At 62.8% G+C, this 16,897-nt stretch carries 15 protein-coding genes; 7 read left to right on the plus strand and 8 right to left on the minus strand.

From position 1 onward, the window contains the following. Positions 1 to 43: 43 nt before the first annotated feature. From VFL62_RS18745 to VFL62_RS18760, 4 genes are all read right to left on the minus strand, one after another. Positions 44 to 457, minus strand: coding sequence for a hypothetical protein (locus VFL62_RS18745; RefSeq protein ID WP_325173876.1), 414 nt, complete (start codon positions 455 to 457; stop codon positions 44 to 46). A 197-nt stretch (positions 458 to 654) separates the two neighbouring features. Then, positions 655 to 2,265 (minus strand): thiamine pyrophosphate-binding protein, encoded by a 1,611-nt coding sequence (locus VFL62_RS18750; protein ID WP_325173877.1) that lies wholly within the window; start codon positions 2,263 to 2,265, stop codon positions 655 to 657. 147 nt (positions 2,266 to 2,412) lie between these two features. Further along, on the minus strand, positions 2,413 to 3,630 hold the full coding sequence (locus VFL62_RS18755) for an MFS transporter (protein WP_325173878.1): 1,218 nt from the start codon (positions 3,628 to 3,630) through the stop codon (positions 2,413 to 2,415). Positions 3,631 to 3,702: 72 nt separating this feature from the next. Beyond that, positions 3,703 to 3,942 carry a hypothetical protein gene (locus VFL62_RS18760; RefSeq protein ID WP_325173890.1) on the minus strand — a complete coding sequence of 80 codons (240 nt, stop codon included), beginning with the start codon at positions 3,940 to 3,942 and terminating at the stop codon, positions 3,703 to 3,705. Positions 3,943 to 4,094: 152 nt separating this feature from the next. Between VFL62_RS18760 and VFL62_RS18765 the strand changes: the two genes are divergently transcribed. The 7 genes from VFL62_RS18765 (at position 4,095) to VFL62_RS18795 (ending at position 11,182) form a co-directional block, all read left to right on the plus strand. Next, the gene (locus tag VFL62_RS18765; protein WP_325173879.1) at positions 4,095 to 5,204 is read left to right on the plus strand and encodes a mechanosensitive ion channel family protein; all 1,110 of its coding nucleotides are present in this window, start codon (positions 4,095 to 4,097) and stop codon (positions 5,202 to 5,204) included. Positions 5,205 to 5,352: 148 nt separating this feature from the next. Beyond that, a complete protein-coding gene (locus VFL62_RS18770; RefSeq protein WP_325173880.1) occupies positions 5,353 to 6,192 on the plus strand; it encodes a cytochrome ubiquinol oxidase subunit II in 840 nt (279 codons plus the stop codon). Between the two features lie 6 nt (positions 6,193 to 6,198). Continuing rightward, a complete protein-coding gene (cyoB, locus tag VFL62_RS18775) occupies positions 6,199 to 8,199 on the plus strand; it encodes a cytochrome o ubiquinol oxidase subunit I (RefSeq protein ID WP_325173881.1) in 2,001 nt (666 codons plus the stop codon). Then, positions 8,196 to 8,828 carry a cytochrome o ubiquinol oxidase subunit III gene (gene cyoC, locus VFL62_RS18780; protein WP_325173882.1) on the plus strand — a complete coding sequence of 211 codons (633 nt, stop codon included), beginning with the start codon at positions 8,196 to 8,198 and terminating at the stop codon, positions 8,826 to 8,828. Before cyoB ends, cyoC begins: the two co-directional genes overlap by 4 nt. Then, positions 8,825 to 9,211, plus strand: a complete 387-nt coding sequence (cyoD, locus tag VFL62_RS18785) for a cytochrome o ubiquinol oxidase subunit IV (RefSeq protein WP_325173883.1) — start codon at positions 8,825 to 8,827, stop codon at positions 9,209 to 9,211. Before cyoC ends, cyoD begins: the two co-directional genes overlap by 4 nt. A 238-nt stretch (positions 9,212 to 9,449) precedes the next feature. Then, complete coding sequence (locus VFL62_RS18790) at positions 9,450 to 9,842, plus strand: DUF2231 domain-containing protein (RefSeq protein WP_414644771.1); 393 nt, start codon at positions 9,450 to 9,452, stop codon at positions 9,840 to 9,842. Beyond that, entirely contained in the window at positions 9,839 to 11,182 is a 1,344-nt protein-coding gene (locus VFL62_RS18795) for a sorbosone dehydrogenase family protein (protein WP_325173884.1), read from the plus strand. The genes VFL62_RS18790 and VFL62_RS18795 overlap by 4 nt, the downstream gene beginning before the upstream one ends. Positions 11,183 to 11,185: 3 nt before the next feature. Here VFL62_RS18795 and VFL62_RS18800 read toward each other — a convergent pair whose 3' ends face one another. The 4 genes from VFL62_RS18800 to VFL62_RS18815 all read right to left on the minus strand — a co-directional run. Further along, complete coding sequence (locus VFL62_RS18800) at positions 11,186 to 12,361, minus strand: xanthine dehydrogenase family Fe-S subunit (RefSeq protein WP_325173885.1); 1,176 nt, start codon at positions 12,359 to 12,361, stop codon at positions 11,186 to 11,188. Further along, the gene (locus VFL62_RS18805; protein WP_325173886.1) at positions 12,358 to 13,194 is read right to left on the minus strand and encodes an FAD binding domain-containing protein; all 837 of its coding nucleotides are present in this window, start codon (positions 13,192 to 13,194) and stop codon (positions 12,358 to 12,360) included. Before VFL62_RS18805 ends, VFL62_RS18800 begins: the two co-directional genes overlap by 4 nt. Next, positions 13,191 to 15,572, minus strand: a complete 2,382-nt coding sequence (locus VFL62_RS18810; protein WP_325173887.1) for a xanthine dehydrogenase family protein molybdopterin-binding subunit — start codon at positions 15,570 to 15,572, stop codon at positions 13,191 to 13,193. The genes VFL62_RS18805 and VFL62_RS18810 overlap by 4 nt, the downstream gene beginning before the upstream one ends. A 38-nt stretch (positions 15,573 to 15,610) precedes the next feature. Continuing rightward, positions 15,611 to 16,897, minus strand: a 1,287-nt coding sequence (locus tag VFL62_RS18815; RefSeq protein WP_414644772.1) for an amidohydrolase/deacetylase family metallohydrolase, incomplete at its 5' end; no start/stop codon positions are given.

A 16,897-nucleotide genomic window follows, 5' to 3' on the forward strand; every position in this document is an offset into this window, starting at 1 on the left:
CGACGTTGCGCTCGGAATGCCGGTATGGCTGGGCTGCTATTACCTATGCCTTCACGAGGTAGCTACCGAGATAAACAACTCCAACAACGATCCAGCCGAAGGCCAAAATTAACGCGTTCGCACGGGCACCCACGCCAACCCAACCGGCTTTTTCAACTCCATAGCTCTTTGCCAAACGTGTTATGATGACGCCAGCGAGTAGATAGTCAGCGAGGTAAACAAAAGACTCGGCATCGCGGCCTAATCCCAGCGGAGCCTTCGCTAACGTGAACACGACAACAACAGCGATCAGAACGGCAACTGCGACCGCTGAGATGTAGACCGCTTGGACAAACGTCAGCTGCCTTTCGAGGAACTTAACCGCGACGCTGTAGAACAGCGTAAAAATGATGAACGCCGGCAGCAACGCAAGGCCGATCGAAAAGAGCTTTTCCGGGCTCTTTGGAGCACCCCCCAATCTCTCCTATATGGGGGTAATTGAGGTTGCAAGCCCTCACTTGTGCTCTTCTGACAAGCCGCACCCCGTCTAGGTCAATTAGGCGATTGCGATTTGGTCTCCCTGTTTCGCGGCTACGATGCGCCTATGGGGAGGCGTCGAATCCTGAATTTCGAAATTCCAGATGCGTCTTCGGCGCTCCGGAATGACGACCTAAGCTACAGCTCTCTCAGCGCATTGAACTGCGCGACATAGCCCGACGCGTCGATCCGCACGCCGATCACCGTGGTCTTTTTCGTCTTCAAAGCGCTGGTGAGCGCGTTGCTCAAGGCCTGTTCGGTTTCGACCGTGACGCCGTCGGCGCCAAAGGACTGAGCGAGCTTCTCCCAGTCGATGCCGCCGAGCGCGACGCCGTTGCGCGGAATGCCTTTGATTTCCTGCTTGACGCGAATTAGGCCGATCTCGCGGTCATCGAACACGATCACGATGATCGGCAGGTTCTCGATCTGCGCGGTCTGCAGTTCCGCAACCGTCATCAGGAAACCGCCATCGCCGGTGAAGGCGACCACCGGCCGGTCCGGATGGGCCATGCGCGCGGCGAGCGCGCCGGGCACCGCATAACCCATCGAGGCGAGGCCATTGGAGGTCAGGAACTCGCGCGGGCCGTAGGATTCCCACTTCTGTACCACGAGCAGACGGCTCGCCCCGGCGTCACAGGTGGCGATCGTATCGCGCGGCAGGATCGCGCGCGCCACTTCCATGGTCCGCTGCGGTGACAGGCCTGTGGCGGGCGTGTTGAGCGCATCGCGCACTTCGGTGCGGAACGTCTTTGCGGATCTCTCGCCCCAATTGCTGCCCTCGGGCGCCCATTGCGCCAGACCAGTCAGCAGCGCCTTGAGGTCGCCGATGATCTCGGGATCGGCCGGGACTAGCGCGTCCGTACTCGGCACCGAGGACAGCGACAGCACCGGCAACGTGTAGGGCCAGGGTTTCGGTTGGAGTTCGACCGCGTCGAGGCCGACGGTGATGATGAGATCGGACTCCAGCACCAGCTTGCGTTCGATCAGGCCGCCAATAATGCAGCCGGCGCGCAAGGGATGATCCTCCGGGATCATGCCCTTGCACTTGGTCGTGGTCAGCACCGGCGCGCCGAGGTGTTCGGCAAACTTGACGAATTCGGCGGAGGCGCTGCACCAGTACACGCCGAGGCCGGCGATCAGGATCGGCCGCTTGGCGCGATTGATCATATCCAGGGCAGGCTTGAGATCGGCACGGTCGGGGCCGGGCGTGATCCATTTCGGCGTGAGCGGCGGCTCGGCGACGAGTTCGCCGGCCTCCCGCGTGGTCTCGCTCTGCGGAAATTCGAAGTGCACCGGGCCCGGCGGCGTCGCGGTTGCGGTACGCATGGCGCGGCGCACCTGCTGGCGCACCGTCTTGGCGTCGACCACCGTGCTCCACTTCACGATTGGCTCGTAGATTGCCTGCTGATTGATGCGCTGGCGCAGGCCGGTCTCGAACACCGGGCGCGAATAGGTATCGGTGATTGCGATCAGCGGCGAGCGGTCGAGAAAGGCGTGCGCCACGCCATTGACCATATTGGCGGCGCCGGGACCGCGCGTCGAAAGGCAGATGCCGGGACTGCCGGTGAGATCACCCCAGGTCGATGCCAGCATCGCGCCCGCGACTTCCTGTTTCATCAGCAGAAAGCGCATCTGGCGCTGCCGCGCGGCTTCCATCAGTTCGACCGATTCCCCGCCGGGGTGCCCGACAATGAAGGGGGTGCCGGCATCCCTGAACGCAGCGGCAAGCACTTCGACTGTCGTGGCCATCGCAAAGCTCTCCCGAGAATTTTCTTCTGTTGCCTCTTAGCATGGCAGAACTTCTTGCGGTTTCCAACCGCGCGCAGCTGTCGACATCGATAGCTATATCGCTGTCATCCATTACTATATTGATGTCGTCGCTGACCGGTGGCGCGCTCAGTACTCCCTGACGGCGGCGCCAAGCACGACCCAGATCGTCGCCGCGGCAAGGCCAAATCCGCCGAGCACGAGGAAGGCCGGCGAGAAGCCGATCCAGCCCGCGATAAGTCCGCCGAGCGCCGGACTGAGTGCGGCGCCCGCGCCTTGAATCGTGATCACGGCGCCTTGCGCGAGATTGACCCGTCCCGTCGAATAGAGCGAGCGGGCAATCATGCCGGGGACGGCGACGCTCTGCAGTCCGGTACCGATCCCGTCCAGGATTTCAACCGGTACGACGCCGGGCCATCCCGACAGAAAGCAGGCGAGCAGTCCGCGCAGTGGCAGCACCAGAAACGATACCAGCAGAAGCATCCAGAAATTTCGCTTCTCGGCGACGCGCATTCCGACGAGCGATGCGATCACCATCGTGCCTTGGGCGATCACGATGATCGTTGCGACAAAACCCGGGCCATTGGCCTCTTTGCCAGTCACAGCCGAGATGCCATAGAGCGGAACGATCGCGGCATTGCCGAGATGGAAGACGGCAAGCGCGAGCGCCAGCACCAGAAGCGTCTTGTGCTTCAGCAGCACCGTGAGCGCGTGCGGCTGGCGGTCCGGCTCGTCCTCTTTCCAGCCGCGCGCGGTACGGTGGTCGATCGTGCCGGGCGGAATCATCAGCACGCACGCAATGGTGATGGCGCCAAACGCGGCAGCAAGCAGGAACACCGATAGATAACCGAAATACCAGCCGAGAAAGCCCGACACGGCAGCCCCCACCATATTGCCGGCATGGTTGAAAGCCTGGTTGCGGCCGTTTTGCCGATTGAATCCTTTTTGACCGACGATGCCGAGCGTAATGCCGGTGACCGCGGGAACGATCGCAGCTCCGGCAATCGAGGTCGCAACCTGCGAGGCGGCGACCGCCCAGAAATTCTGCCAAAGCAGGATGATTGAGGAGGCCGCGACGACGGCGGCACCGGGAACAATGACCCAGCCGCGTTTGTGATGCGAGGCATCGATGAAACCGCCGACCGGCGTCGTGATCAGCATGCCCGCGATATTGCCGATCGACATCGCTGTGCCGATCAGCCCGCTTTCCCAGCCGCGCTGCGCCAGGAAAACGCCGACGAACGGCCCGATGCCCGATTGCATATCCGCCATAAAGAAATTGATGGCCAAGAGTGGCCAGAGCCGGACGGGCGAGCTTTGGCTTTGCTTGGACCCGTTCCTGGCCATCTCAAATCAATTCTCAAACTCGCCGGATGCCGATCAATCTCGTTCGTGGCAAAGAGACTTCAAATTGGCGTACTAGCCCGTGTGGCCCGGATCGAAGTCGGTTGGCGTCTTCTTCTTCCGCTGCGGAACCATCTTGGCCGGGTCGGGCTGACCTTGAACACCCCTCGGACCGAACTGTTCCCGCTGCTGATCGTCTTCCGACTGTCGCGGACGCCCGTCGTCGAGTTGCGGGCGCAGCTTTCGGTTCTCGTCGTAGATCTGCCAACTGCGCTTGGTCTGCGCCTTGGCGATTGCATCGTCACGCTCTGCCATCGCGAGCTCTCCAGGTGATCGTTTCGGTGTGGGACTGGAGCCAACCCGCGGGCCGTTCGGTTGTTCCTGATTTGAATCAGAAGGTTCTTGCAATGCAGTGATCGCGCCACAGGTTTCTGCGTTATCGAAACGTGAAAACTTGGAACCTGGCGATGACGAGAATTGAAGCAGCGGTGCAGGACGTGTTCGGGTTCGTTCCGGATTGGCTGATTGGCCTTGCGTGGGTTTGTCTGGCGATGCTTTGCGCGCTCTCGGCTCACCGATTTTTGGTGTCGCTTGCGAAGCGCGCGATCGGTCCCAAGCGCTCGGTGGCGATCCAGATTCTGGATACGACGTCTGGACCGATCAGGCTCGCGGCCTGTCTCGTGGCGGTTGCCGTGGTGATGCCGCTCGCGCCCTTGAACGACGACTTGCGAAGCGCGCTGACGCATCTGTTCGCGGTCGCCTCGATCGCGCTGATCGGATGGGTATCGATCCGGGCTGTCGATTTGTTCGCTGCGCGTTATCTGCAGCGTTACCGCCTCGATATCGCGGAGAACTTTCTGGCGCGAAAGCATGTGACGCAAGTTCGCGTCTTCAAGCGCGTCATCGATACGATCGTCATCATCGTCGCGGTTTCGACCGCGCTCATGACTTTCGATTCAGTGAGACAATACGGCGTCAGCCTGTTTGCTTCCGCCGGAGCCGCCGGCATTGTCGTCGGTCTTGCCGCGCGCCCGCTGCTCAGCAACCTGATCGCCGGGGTGCAGATCGCGGTGACGCAGCCGATCCGGATCGAGGACGCGGTGATCATCGAAAACGAATGGGGCTGGGTCGAGGATATCGCATCGACCTATGTCGTGATCCGTTTGTGGGATTGGCGGCGGATGGTGGTCCCGCTTTCATATTTCATCGAACGGCCGTTCCAGAACTGGACGAGAGATGCGGCCTCCCTGATCGGGTCAATCATTATTCATGTCGACTACGCGGCCGATGTTCCGAAGATCAGAAAGCGGCTCGAAAGCGCGGTGCGCGAATCCAAACTCTGGGACGGTGCGGTCGTCAATCTGCAGGTCGTAGACGCCAACACGCGCAGCATGGAATTGCGCGCGCTCGTCAGCGCGAAAAATGCGCCGCAAGCTTGGGATCTTCGCTGTGAAATAAGGGAAAAGCTGATTGCTTTCCTGCAGGCGGAAATGCCGGAAGCGCTGCCGCGCCAGCGGACCGATGTCATTCTGCCGTCGTCCGTTTCTCCGCTTCAGCCGTTCGAAGCAAGAACCTGAGGCGGTCAAGAGCCGGTATCAACTGAACGTTGGTATGGGCAGATTCGGCTTGACCCCGAGCCCCTTCGATCGGAAGAATGGGGCGTGGCAGGAACTTAACACGACGGCGCGGATTTTCCGTGAGTTGTCGCGACGAGCGTACCTGCCCATGAACATTCTCGCTCCACAAGGTCCCGTTGCGGCGGCCGAGAAAGTCATTCTGATCGATTCGATCGCGATCATGCTGGCGATCGTCGTGCCGACGATCATCGCGATCTTCGTTTTCGCCTACTACTTCCGTCAATCGAATAGTCGGGCATTTTACCTTCCCGATTTCGCTCATTCCGGCCGGATCGAGCTGGTGGTGTGGTCGATCCCGACGCTCACCATCATCCTGCTCGGCGGCGTCGCCTGGATCGGATCGCATCAGCTTGACCCTGCCGCGCCGATCGCGGGCACCGGCAGTCCGGTGAGGGTCCAGGTCGTCTCGCTCGATTGGAAATGGCTTTTCATCTATCCGGACCAGCGGGTCGCGAGTGTCAATTCGCTCACGGTACCGGTCGGCGCGCCGCTGCAACTGGAGCTGACGTCCTCAAGCGTGATGAACGCCTTCTTCATCCCGCAGCTCGGCAGCATGATCTACACCATGAACGGCATGGTCACGCATCTCAATCTGCGTGCGGATCAGGAAGGGGATTACCGGGGTCTCTCCGCGCATTTTTCCGGTGACGGCTTTCCCGAAATGATGTTCGACGTCCACGTCGTTTCGGCGCTCGATTTCCCGAACTGGGTCGGCACTGCCGCCAAAAGCAATAACGAGCTGACGGCCGAGGCCTACAAGCAATTGACGCAGCAGTCCGTCGAAAGCGGACGGCCGACCTATCGGCTGCCGGATCCACGGTTGTTCGACGATATCGCGCGCCAGCGCATTCCGCCCGGTCCCGGACCGCAACTCGCCGACAATCCGGCAAAGCCAAAGCCCGAAAGTGGAGCCGCCAGTGCCAGGTGAATCGACGTGTTAGGCAAATTGACCTGGGGCGCCATTCCCTTCGATCAGCCGATTCCACTGATCGCCGGCGCGGTCGTGCTGGTCGCGATACTCGCCGTGCTGGCGTGGATCGTGATCGCCGGTCATCTGCCTTATCTCTGGCGCGAATGGATCACAAGCGTCGACCATAAGCGGATCGGCGTAATGTACACGCTGCTCGCCTTGGTGATGCTACTGCGCGGTGGCAGCGATGCGATCCTGATGCGGGCGCAGCAGGCGGTCGGCTATCAGTCGCAAGGCTATCTGCCGCCGGAGCATTTCAATCAGATCTTTTCCGCGCACGGCACCATCATGATTTTCTTTGTCGGGATGCCGTTCGTGATCGGGCTGATGAACTTCGTGGTGCCGCTGCAACTCGGCGTGCGCGACGTCGCGTTTCCGACGCTCAATTCGGTTGGCTTCTGGCTGACCGCGACCGGCGCGCTGCTGGTCAATATCTCGCTCGTGGTCGGCGAATTCGCGCGCACCGGATGGCTGCCTTATCCGCCGCTTTCGGAATTGACCTATTCGCCCGGCGTCGGCGTCGACTATTACCTCTGGTCGCTCGAAATATCCGGGGTCGGCACCCTGGTCGCCGGGATTAATCTCGTCACGACCGTGCTGAAGTTGCGCACCAAAGGGATGACCTATCTGCGCATGCCGATGTTCTGCTGGACCACGCTGGCCTCCAACCTTCTGATCATCGCGGCATTTCCGATCCTCACTGCAACGCTGGCGATGCTGATCCTCGACCGCTATCTGGGCTTTCATTTCTTCACCAACGAAGCCGGCGGCAACGTCATGATGTTCATGAATCTGATCTGGGCCTGGGGCCATCCCGAGGTCTACATCCTGGTGCTGCCGGCCTTCGGCATCTTTTCGGAGGTGGTCTCGACCTTTTCGTGCAAGCCGTTGTTCGGCTACCGCTCCATGGTGCTCGCAACCATGGCGATCTGCATCATTTCCTTCATGGTGTGGCTGCATCACTTCTTCACGATGGGCGCCGGACCCGAAGTGAACGCCATTTTCGGCATCGCCAGCATGATCATTGCGGTGCCGACGGGAGTGAAGATCTATAACTGGCTGTTCACGATGTATGGCGGCCGGGTGCGCTTTACGACGCCGATGATGTGGTCGATCGGATTCATGGTGACCTTCATCATCGGCGGGCTCACCGGCGTTCTCGTCGCGGTGCCGCCGGCGGATTTCCTGCTGCACAACAGCCTGTTCCTGGTCGCGCATTTTCACAACGTGATCATCGGCGGCGTGTTGTTCGGCGCCTTTGCCGGCTACACCTACTGGTTCCCGAAAGCGTTCGGATTTCGCCTGCACGAAGGTTGGGGCAAGGCCGCGTTCTGGTTCACCTTGCTCGGCTTTTACGTGACGTTTTTGCCGCTCTATGCCGCCGGCATGCTGGGCATGACGCGGCGCATGCAGCACTACGATGTCGGCGAATGGCGGCCTTGGGTGATTGCCGCGGGCGTCGGGACTATCCTGATGACGATCGGGGTCATCTGCCAAGTCCTGCAACTCGCAGTCAGCATCCGCCGCCGCGGCGAATTGCGCGACGTCACCGGCGATCCCTGGGACGGTCGCTCGCTGGAATGGGCCACGGCGTCGCCGCCCCCGGCGTTCAACTTTGCCGTCATGCCCGATGTCGAGGGTGAAGACGCCTACTGGAAAATCAAATCCCGAGCCAGGAGCCAGGGAATGTCGGGCGAGCCCGCCTACAAGGACATCGAAATGCCGCGCAATTCGCCGACCGGCTTTGTCTGCGCCTTCTTTGCCACCTTGATGGGCTTTGCGCTGATCTGGCACATCTGGTGGATGGTGATCCTCGGCGGGATCGGCGCCTTCGCTACCTTCGTGGTATTCGCCTGGCGCGATCACGATGAATACGTCATTCCGGCGGCCGAAGTCGCGCGCATCGACGGCGGCAATCGCGAGGCGCGCCGCGCGGCCTTGAACCTGGCGGAGAGCCGGTCATGACCGACGCCGTGTTTCACGCGCAGAGCGATCCGCATTTGCTCGGCGGCCGTCCGCACGAGGGCCCGGCTTCCAAGCGCATCGTCACCGGCTACGGCTTCTGGATCTTCCTGCTCAGCGACATCGTGATGTTTTCCTGCTTCTTCGCGGCCTATGCCGTGTTGAGGGAACAGACCGCGGGCGGGCCGAAGGGCGCGGAGCTGTTCGATCTGCGCAGCGTCGCGGCGGAAACGGCGCTCCTGCTGCTGTCGAGCTTTACCTGCGGGCTTGCGATGATCGCCGCCGACGTCCGCAACACGCTCTGGTACCAGGTGGCGATGGCCGTGACCTGCCTGCTGGGCCTGGGCTTTCTGGCACTTGAATTCCGTGAATTCGCCGATCTCGTCGGCCGCGGCGCGGGTCCGACACGCAGCGCGTTTCTCTCCTCGTTCTTTACGCTGGTCGGTTGCCACGGCGCGCATGTCTCGGCGGGCATACTCTGGCTTCTCACCATGATGGCACAGGTGTTCGCCAAGGGATTTCGCGCCGACATCATGCGGCGGCTGTTGTGTTTCGCGCTGTTCTGGCATGCGCTCGACATCATCTGGGTCGCGATCTTCTCCGTCGTCTATTTGCTTGGGAGTGGCGCATGAGCGATCAACGTCTGCATCATCCCATCGATCTCGCCCCCGGCGACGAGGAGGAAGCGCGCGTCGGCCCGCGTCTGATCGGCTATTGCATCGGCTTTGGCCTCGCGATCCTGCTGACGGCGACGTCGTTCTTCATTGCCGGTACAAGCCTGGTTTGGCAGCCCTCGATCCCGGTGGCGCTGATCGTGCTGGCGATCGCGCAGATGGGCGTGCATCTGGTGTTCTTCATCCACATCACCACCGATCCGGACAACACCAACAACATCCTGGCACTGGCATTCGGCTTGTTGATCGTGTTCCTGGTGGTCGGCGGTTCGCTCTGGATCATGTCGCATCTCAATCACAACATGATGCCCATGGACCAGATCATGCAGATGCAGCGCTAGGCTGAGCGCCAGACCTGTCACTACGCCAGTCGTTGCGATCGCCCGTGCGCGAGACGGGTTCCTGCCGACTTTCGTCGCAGGCTCTAGTTAGAAGCTGGTTAGGAACTTTGATTGCCACTGGAGGTTGGAGCGACAGGCGGGGCAAATCGAGCATGCGAGGCCCGTCTTGGCAAATGAACTGGTAAACCCACCGACCCTGCGCCCGACTGCGCAAATTGCTAGACATCCGATTCATCCGATGCTGGTTCCGATCCCGATTGTCTGCTTCATCGGGGCGTTGGTGACGGACATCGCCTATGTCTCTACCGCCGAGATGATGTACGCGGATTTCTCGGCCTGGTTTCTGCTCGTCGGTATCGTATTCGGCGTGCTCGCGGCCATCGCCGGCCTGATCGATTTCCTCGGCAACCGGCTGATACGGCGGCAGAGCCCGGCATGGCCGCATCTGATCGGCAACCTTGCGGTGCTGGTGATCGCGTTCTTCAACAATATGATTCACACGCGCGATGCCTGGACGTCGGTGATGCCGACCGGCCTCATTCTCTCGATCGTGACCGTTCTGATCCTGCCTGTGACCGGCTGGCTCGGATGGGAAATGGTTTATCGCCATGGCGTGGGAGTTGCGCGATGATGTCCCATGTTCGTTTGATGGGCTTGGCGCTGCTCGGCAGCTCGCTGCTTTGCCTCGCCGGATGCAACGATGGCAGCGGCGATCCGAAGGTCCAGCTCGGGTCGAATCCGACCTTGCCGGATCAGCATCAGTATCTGTTGCCGCCGATGCATATCGCACGTGTCGTCGGCTGGAAGAAGGATGAAACGCCGACGGTCGCGAAAGGCCTCAAGATCACTGCGTTCGCCACCGGTCTTCAGCATCCGCGCCAACCTTACACGCTTCCGAACGGCGATGTTCTTGTGGTCGAATCCAAGGCGCCGCCGGCCGCGACCGTGAAACGGCCCAAGGAATTCGTCATGAAGTGGGTCGAGTCATGGGCCACGTCCGGCGGCGACACCGGAGACAGCAACCGCATCACGCTGTTACGCGACACCAAGGGCACCGGCGTGCCGGAGCAGAGCGTCTTCCTTGATCATCTCAATTCGCCGTTCGGCGTCGTGCTCGTCGGCAACGACCTTTACGTCGCCAATACCGATGCGATCGTCCGCTATCCCTATCATGAGGGCGACACCAAGATCACCGATCCAGGCACCACGCTGACGCCATTGCCGGGCGGGCCTATCGATCATCACTGGACCAAGAGCCTCACGGCCAGCCCCGATGGCAACCTGCTCTATGTCGGCGTCGGGTCCAACAGCAACATCACCGAAAACGGCATGGAGGCCGAGCATAATCGTGCGGCAATTCTGGAAGTCGACCGTGCTACCGGGCGCTTTCGCATCTTCGCCAGCGGCTTGCGCAATCCCAATGGTTTGACGTTCGAGCCGCAGAGCAAGGTGCTCTGGACGGTGGTCAATGAGCGCGACGAATTGGGGCCGGATCTCGTGCCGGACTACATGACATCAGTGAAGGACGGAGCATTTTACGGCTGGCCTTACAGCTATTACGGGCAGCACGTCGATCCGCGCGTCAAGCCGCAGCGCGACGATCTCGTCGCCAAGGCGATCCCGCCGGATTATGCGCTGAGTTCGCACGTCGCGCCGCTCGGGCTGGTATTCAACACCGGAACCGGCCTGCCGAAATCCTATGCCGGCGGCGCCTTCGTCGGCGAGCATGGCAGCTGGAATCGCCAAGTGCTGAACGGCTATAAGGTGGTCTTCGTGCCGTTCAGCGATGGAAAGCCGAGCGGGATGCCGCAGGACGTCGTCACCGGTTTCCTGAATGACAGCGGGCAGGCGCGCGGACGTCCGGTTGGACTGGCGCTCGACAAGTCCGGCGCGCTTCTGGTCGCCGACGACGTCGGCAACACGGTGTGGCGCGTGACCTCCGGCAATCAGGAAGTGACGCAGAGCCGATAGTCGCTAGGCGTTTCGATTGCCGCCGAGGGATTTCAACAGTCCCTTGACGACATCGAACACGAGTGCAAGGCCGTTGAGTTGCTTCGGCCGCACCGGCGTTGCGCCGGACAGGCTGGCCCCGAGATTGCGGGCAAACTCCGCGGTCAGCCGCCTGGCAAGATCTCGTACCAGCGCTTCGCGCGCGACCTGTGCCAGAAAACCTCGCAGGCTATACCCGATCGACAGCTCGACGCGGGTCGCCGCGCCGCCGTCGAGCGGCAACAGGCGATAGCGGACGTCGCCTTGGGTGGACGAGCGGCTGCGCCGATCGTTGCCGATGCCGATGATCCGGCCCGATAGCATGGCGGGATCACGCTCGATCCGCACCGCGCCATGGAAGTTTGCCGAGATCGGGCCGAGCTTGACGCCGATCAGGCCCTCGGCGCGTTCGGGGGACGGTGTTGCGGTCAGGGACGCGCCGGGCAGACAGGCCGCGACGCGTTCGATATCGCCGAACATCTCGAAGACTTTCGCCGGCGGGAAAGCGACCGTGAACTGCTCGTCGAAATTCTTGTCAGGCGTGAAATCCGGAACGTCCAGGGCGGCAGCGTTTTGCGCTTTCTCCCGGATTTGCGCGGGTGGCAGCGCGGCGACGGTCGATGTTGAAGAGCCATTACCGGAGCCGACAGGTCCGAGCGCGCGGCGTCCGGCACCGGGCACGGCGGCGATCCCGCGAGCCCGCCGGGCATCGATCACCGAGCGGATCGCGCGCACGATTCCGACATAGCCGGTGCAGCGGCACAGATTGCCGCTCATGCCGACGCGGATCGCGCGCTCGTCCGATGTCTCGAGGCGCAGAACCAGGTCGCGCGCCGAGATCATCATGCCCGGCGTGCAATAGCCGCATTGCAGCGCATGCTCGCGGCTGAAGGCCGTGCGCAGCTCGGCTGCGATCTCGTCGTCGTCGAGCCCCTCGATCGTCGTGACCTGTGCGCCGTCGCAGGCCGCCGCAAAGGTGATGCAGGAGCGCGCCGGCATATCGTCGATCAGCAGGGTGCAGGCGCCGCACACACCGTGTTCGCATCCGAGATGCGTGCCCGTCAGGTCGAGCTGGTCGCGCAAGAAATCCGCCAGATGGGTGCGCGGATCGACCGGCTTGGTAATGGCGCGTCCGTTGACGCTAAGGCCGATCGTGGTCATGCCGCGGCCTCCTCGACCGCCCGGCGCAGGATCGCGACGTGAATATGCCGGTCGGCGGCGTTGGAAAGACCTGCCTTCTTGAGCAGCGCGTCCGCGGCGCCCGCGACAAACTCCTTCTTGAAGTTGCCGGTGATCTTGCCGCCGAACAGCTCCGAAGCGTCGCGCAGTACGATCGGCGGGGCTTCGATGGCACCGATCACAACACGTCCGGTGGCAGCTTCCGGATCGATCAGCACCGCGGCAATCGCATGGGCGAATTCGCCGGGCTTTCGACATGCTTTGACATAAGCCCAGCGCGCAGAGGCGCGCATCGCGGGCACGCGCACCGATTCCACGAGCTCATTGGCGGCGAGTGCGGATTCCAGCGCGCCGGTCATGAAATCCTCGACCGGCAGATCGCGGGTGCCGTCCGGATTGCGTAAGCGGACCTTGGCGCCGAGCGCCGGCAGTGCCGAGACCCAGTCCGCCGCCGGATCAGCGTGGGACAGCGAGCCGCCGATGGTGCCGCGGTTGCGAACCGCGCGATAGGCAATGTTGCTGGCGACCCGCTGCATTGCGCCGCGCGTGACGTCGGGAATCCGGCCGTCTTCGATGTCGCCGTGGGTGACGCAGGCGCCGATCACGAGTTCGTCGCCGTCACGTTCCGCCTGTTTGAGTTCGGAGAGCCCCGTGATGTCGATGACGAGCTCCGGCTGCACCAGGCGAAGATTGAGCATCGGGCCGAGCGACTGGCCGCCGGCGATGATCTTGGCGGCACCGCTGGTCTCGGTCATCAGCGCGACGGCCGCGTTGACCGTCGCGGGCCGCTGATAGGCGAAGGGCGCGGCCTTCATGCGGCTTCGCCTTTCACTTTGCGGGCCTCGAGCACAGCCTCGACAATCCGGCGCGGCGAAATTGGCGAGTGCAGGAGCTTGGCGCCGAGCGGCCGCAGCGCATCGTTGACGGCATTGGCGATCGCGGCCGGGGGCGCAATCGCACCGCCTTCGCCGATACCCTTGACGCCAAACATCGTGTAAGGCGAGGGCGTTTCCATGTGATCCAGGCGCGGCTCGGGCACTTCGGTCGGTCCCGGCAGCAAATAGTCCGCAAGCGTGGTCGCGAGCGGCTGGCCCGCGGCATCGAACGGCATTTCTTCGTAGAGCGCAGTGCCGATGCCCTGCGCGAGGCCGCCAAAGATTTGGCCGTCGACCACCATCGGATTGAGCAGCACGCCGCCGTCTTCGACAATGACATAGTCGAGAATGTCGATGTCGCCGAGGTCGGGATCGACCGCGACCGTCACGGCATGCACCGCATAACTGAACGTGCCGCTGTCCCGCTGCGGCTTGTAGCCACCGGTGGCTTCCAGACCGGCGGGGTCGACATCGGGTGGCAGATCCTGCGGCCTCCGGTACCAAGTATGCGCAATCTCTGAGAGACCAATGCTGCTGCTCGGTCCGCAGACGCGTCCGTCGCGCAAGGAGACGACGTCCGGATCGAGCTGCAGCAATTTGGCGCCGATGCGTTTGGCGCGTTCGGCGATGATTTCGCAGGCGGTTCCGACGGCGCCGCCCGCCATCACTGCCGATCGCGAGCCCCAGGTTCCCGTGGAATAGGGTGTCATCGCGGTATCGCCGTGGATCAGACGGATCTTGGCGGTATCGAGGCCGAGAATCTGGTGGGCGACCTGCGCCAGCGTCGTCTCCATGCTTTGGCCGTGCGATTGCACGCCGACGCGCAGCTCAAGCCCGCCATCGGGCGTCATCCGCGCCGTGGCCTGTTCGTGACCGGGCACCATCGGAATGCCCCAGCCGGAGTAGACCGAGGTGCCGTGCGCGGCCTGCTCGCAATAGACCGAAAGCCCGAAGCCGATCAGACGTCCGTCCGGCTCCCTTGTCTTCTGGCGCTTGCGGATTGCGGCAACGTCGACGGCGTCAAGCATGCGCCGCATCGCCCGCGGATAATCGCCGCTGTCGAAGTGCTTTTTCGTGATGTTCTCGAACGGCATCTGGTCGGGCGGCACGAGATTGCGCAGCCGCACTTCATAAGGCTCAAGCCCGGCTTCCGCGGCGACGGCATCCAGCATCAGTTCGAGCGCAAAGCAGACCCCGGTTCGAGCGACGCCGCGATAGGGCAGGATCGGGCATTTGTTGGTCGCCGCCGAATAAGTCCGGCAGCGATAGGCCGGCATCCGATAGGGGCCGGGCAGAATGCTGACGACCTGCGCGGCCTCCAGGCAGGCGGAGAACGGATAAGAAGAGTAGGCGCCGGAATCGACCGTCGCCTCGCAATCGATGCCACGCAACGCGCCGTCGCGATCGGCATACACCGTGATCTTGTAGTGATGCTCGCGGCAATTGGCGCTGGCGCTCAAATGCTCGCGGCGATCCTCGATCCAGCGGACGGTGAGGCCTTTGTAAAGTGCGAGCCAGGAAAGGCAGACCTCCTCGGGCAGCAGAATTCCCTTGTGCCCGAAGCCGCCGCCGATATCGGGCGAGACCACGCGAATGCGGCCCTGCTCGATGCCGAGTGTGTCGGACAGCCCGTTGCGCACGATGTGCGGCATCTGCGCGCCGGTATAGAGCGTGAGCTGGTCGAGCCGGTGATCGAACGTTGCGACCGTGCCGCGGCCTTCCATCGGCGACATGCATTGGCGCGCGGTCGAGATTTCGTGGCTGACCTTGATGGGCGCATCGAAGGCTTGCGTGATATCGACTTCGAAGAAGCTCTCCAAAAAGACATTATCGCCCCAGTGTTCGTGCACCAGCGCACTGCCCGCCTCGCGCGCCTTGCGCATGTCATAGACGGCCGGAAGCGGCTCGAGATCGAGTGTCACGGCGGCGGCGATGTCTTCGGCTTCGGCGCGCGTTGCCGCCACGCACATCGCCACCATTTCGCCGACATGGCGGACCTTTCCGCTCGCCAGCACCGGCTGCTCGGAGACCTTGAAACCGGGCAGCGCCGTCACCGCGCGGATCGGCTTCACGTTGATGAGATCGTCCGCCGTGAAAACGACGTCGCGATAACGCTCAGGAATATGAATGCCCTTGATACGGGCATGGGCGAGCGGGCTGCGCACGAAGGCGACGTCCTGGAGTCCCGGCAACCTGATGTCGGCGACGAACTGGCCGCGGCCGCGGAGGAAGCGGTCGTCTTCCTTGCGCAGCAGCCGGGCGCCGACGCCCTGGCCGGTCTCCGCCCCGGCCGATGACTCGTGTTCGACGGCTGCCATCCCCTTGGCCGTTCCGTTACTGGCGCATCGGCGGGCGGCTAAGCCGCGACCGCCTGCGGCAGGATCGGGGCCACGGCATCATAACGGACGCCGGCGCGCAAGCAGAACGCCGGCTGCAGCAGGCGGTCGGCCACTACTTCCGTCTTCTCATTGTCGCGCAGGACATAGCGGCCGCGCATCTCGTCGAGCACCGTCACGTCGGCTTCGACGCCGGGACGCAGCGTGCCGATCACGCCCGAAAGGCGGAGCATCTCGGCCGGATTCGATGTCACCATCGGCACCACCTGCTCAAGCGTGAGGCCGAGCGCCATCATCGAACTCATCGCCTGCACCAGGCTGAACTTGGCCTGTCCGGCGAAAGGATGGTTCTCGTCATCGGCGGCTTCGTCCGGTGTTCCCGGAGGGGCCGGAACATGGGTGTTGTAGCCGTGGATGTCGGCACCGAGCGTGGTCGGCACGATTCCGGCCGCGATTGCCTTGCGGGCGAGCCGATAGGAGAAATGGCTGCCATGGCCGACATCGATCTTCAGCCCCTTGTCGAGCGCCGCCTGGATCACCGGGTGCACTTCGCCCTCGCGATTGACGAAACCGCCGGGATGGCGCGTGAACGGATGGGCGAGAACATCGCCGGCGCGGAGCAGCGGGATCACGCGGTCCAGGATGGTGTCGACGTCTTCGCCGTTGGTGCCGCTCGCCGGAAGGCCCCAGAGCTGGCCGAAATGCACGTAGACCGGAAGATCGGCGCGGCGTCCGATCTCGGCCGCCATTTCGATGACGCGAATGCCCCAGCGGGCAAAGCCGCCGATTTCGGCATGCGCCTTGATGCCGCGAACAATATCGGGATTGGCCTTTGCTGCCTTGACCGTGGCGTCGATGTCGACGCATTCGGGGCTGTAGAGTTGCGGATAGTAGTGCCCTTCGAGGCCGCCGACCAGGTAGGCAGACAGGAACGCCAGCACCCGCGACTTGGCGGGCTCCGCAATGAAATGCCGGAAGCCGGGCAACGTCATGCAGGACGGGCCGCCCTGGTCGACCAGCGTGGTGACGCCGGACTGGACGCCGACCATGTCGGGGTTCATGCCGAAGCGACCGGAGACATATTGATAGACGTGGGCGTGGGTGTCGATCAGCCCCGGCAGAACGATCTTGCCACCGACGTCGACGACTTCCCGGGCGCTGGTCGGCAGAATATCGGATTGCACGGCGGCGATCTTGCCGTTACGGATCGCTACATCCTTCAGGCCGTCGATACCGGCGGCCGGATCGATCACGCGGCCCCCGCGCAGGAGCAGGTCGAAACTGGTATTGACGGATGCGGCTGGGGA

The sequence above is a fragment of the Bradyrhizobium sp. genome (assembly GCF_035701725.1).
Lineage (GTDB): Bacteria > Pseudomonadota > Alphaproteobacteria > Rhizobiales > Xanthobacteraceae > Bradyrhizobium.

Excerpts from the sequence above, each read along its gene's own strand:
- cyoC (WP_325173882.1), top strand. The coding sequence starts at position 8,196 with ATGACCGACGCCGTGTTTCACGCGCAGAGCGATCCGCATTTGCTCGGC.
- VFL62_RS18765 (WP_325173879.1), top strand. The coding sequence starts at position 4,095 with ATGACGAGAATTGAAGCAGCGGTGCAGGACGTGTTCGGGTTCGTTCCG.
- VFL62_RS18800 (WP_325173885.1), bottom strand. The coding sequence starts at position 12,361 with ATGACCACGATCGGCCTTAGCGTCAACGGACGCGCCATTACCAAGCCG.
- VFL62_RS18790 (WP_414644771.1), top strand. The coding sequence starts at position 9,450 with ATGCTGGTTCCGATCCCGATTGTCTGCTTCATCGGGGCGTTGGTGACG.
- VFL62_RS18760 (WP_325173890.1), bottom strand. The coding sequence starts at position 3,942 with ATGGCAGAGCGTGACGATGCAATCGCCAAGGCGCAGACCAAGCGCAGT.
- VFL62_RS18750 (WP_325173877.1), bottom strand. The coding sequence starts at position 2,265 with ATGGCCACGACAGTCGAAGTGCTTGCCGCTGCGTTCAGGGATGCCGGC.
- VFL62_RS18810 (WP_325173887.1), bottom strand. The coding sequence starts at position 15,572 with ATGGCAGCCGTCGAACACGAGTCATCGGCCGGGGCGGAGACCGGCCAG.
- VFL62_RS18805 (WP_325173886.1), bottom strand. The coding sequence starts at position 13,194 with ATGAAGGCCGCGCCCTTCGCCTATCAGCGGCCCGCGACGGTCAACGCG.
- VFL62_RS18770 (WP_325173880.1), top strand. The coding sequence starts at position 5,353 with ATGAACATTCTCGCTCCACAAGGTCCCGTTGCGGCGGCCGAGAAAGTC.
- VFL62_RS18795 (WP_325173884.1), top strand. The coding sequence starts at position 9,839 with ATGATGTCCCATGTTCGTTTGATGGGCTTGGCGCTGCTCGGCAGCTCG.
- cyoD (WP_325173883.1), top strand. The coding sequence starts at position 8,825 with ATGAGCGATCAACGTCTGCATCATCCCATCGATCTCGCCCCCGGCGAC.
- VFL62_RS18755 (WP_325173878.1), bottom strand. The coding sequence starts at position 3,630 with ATGGCCAGGAACGGGTCCAAGCAAAGCCAAAGCTCGCCCGTCCGGCTC.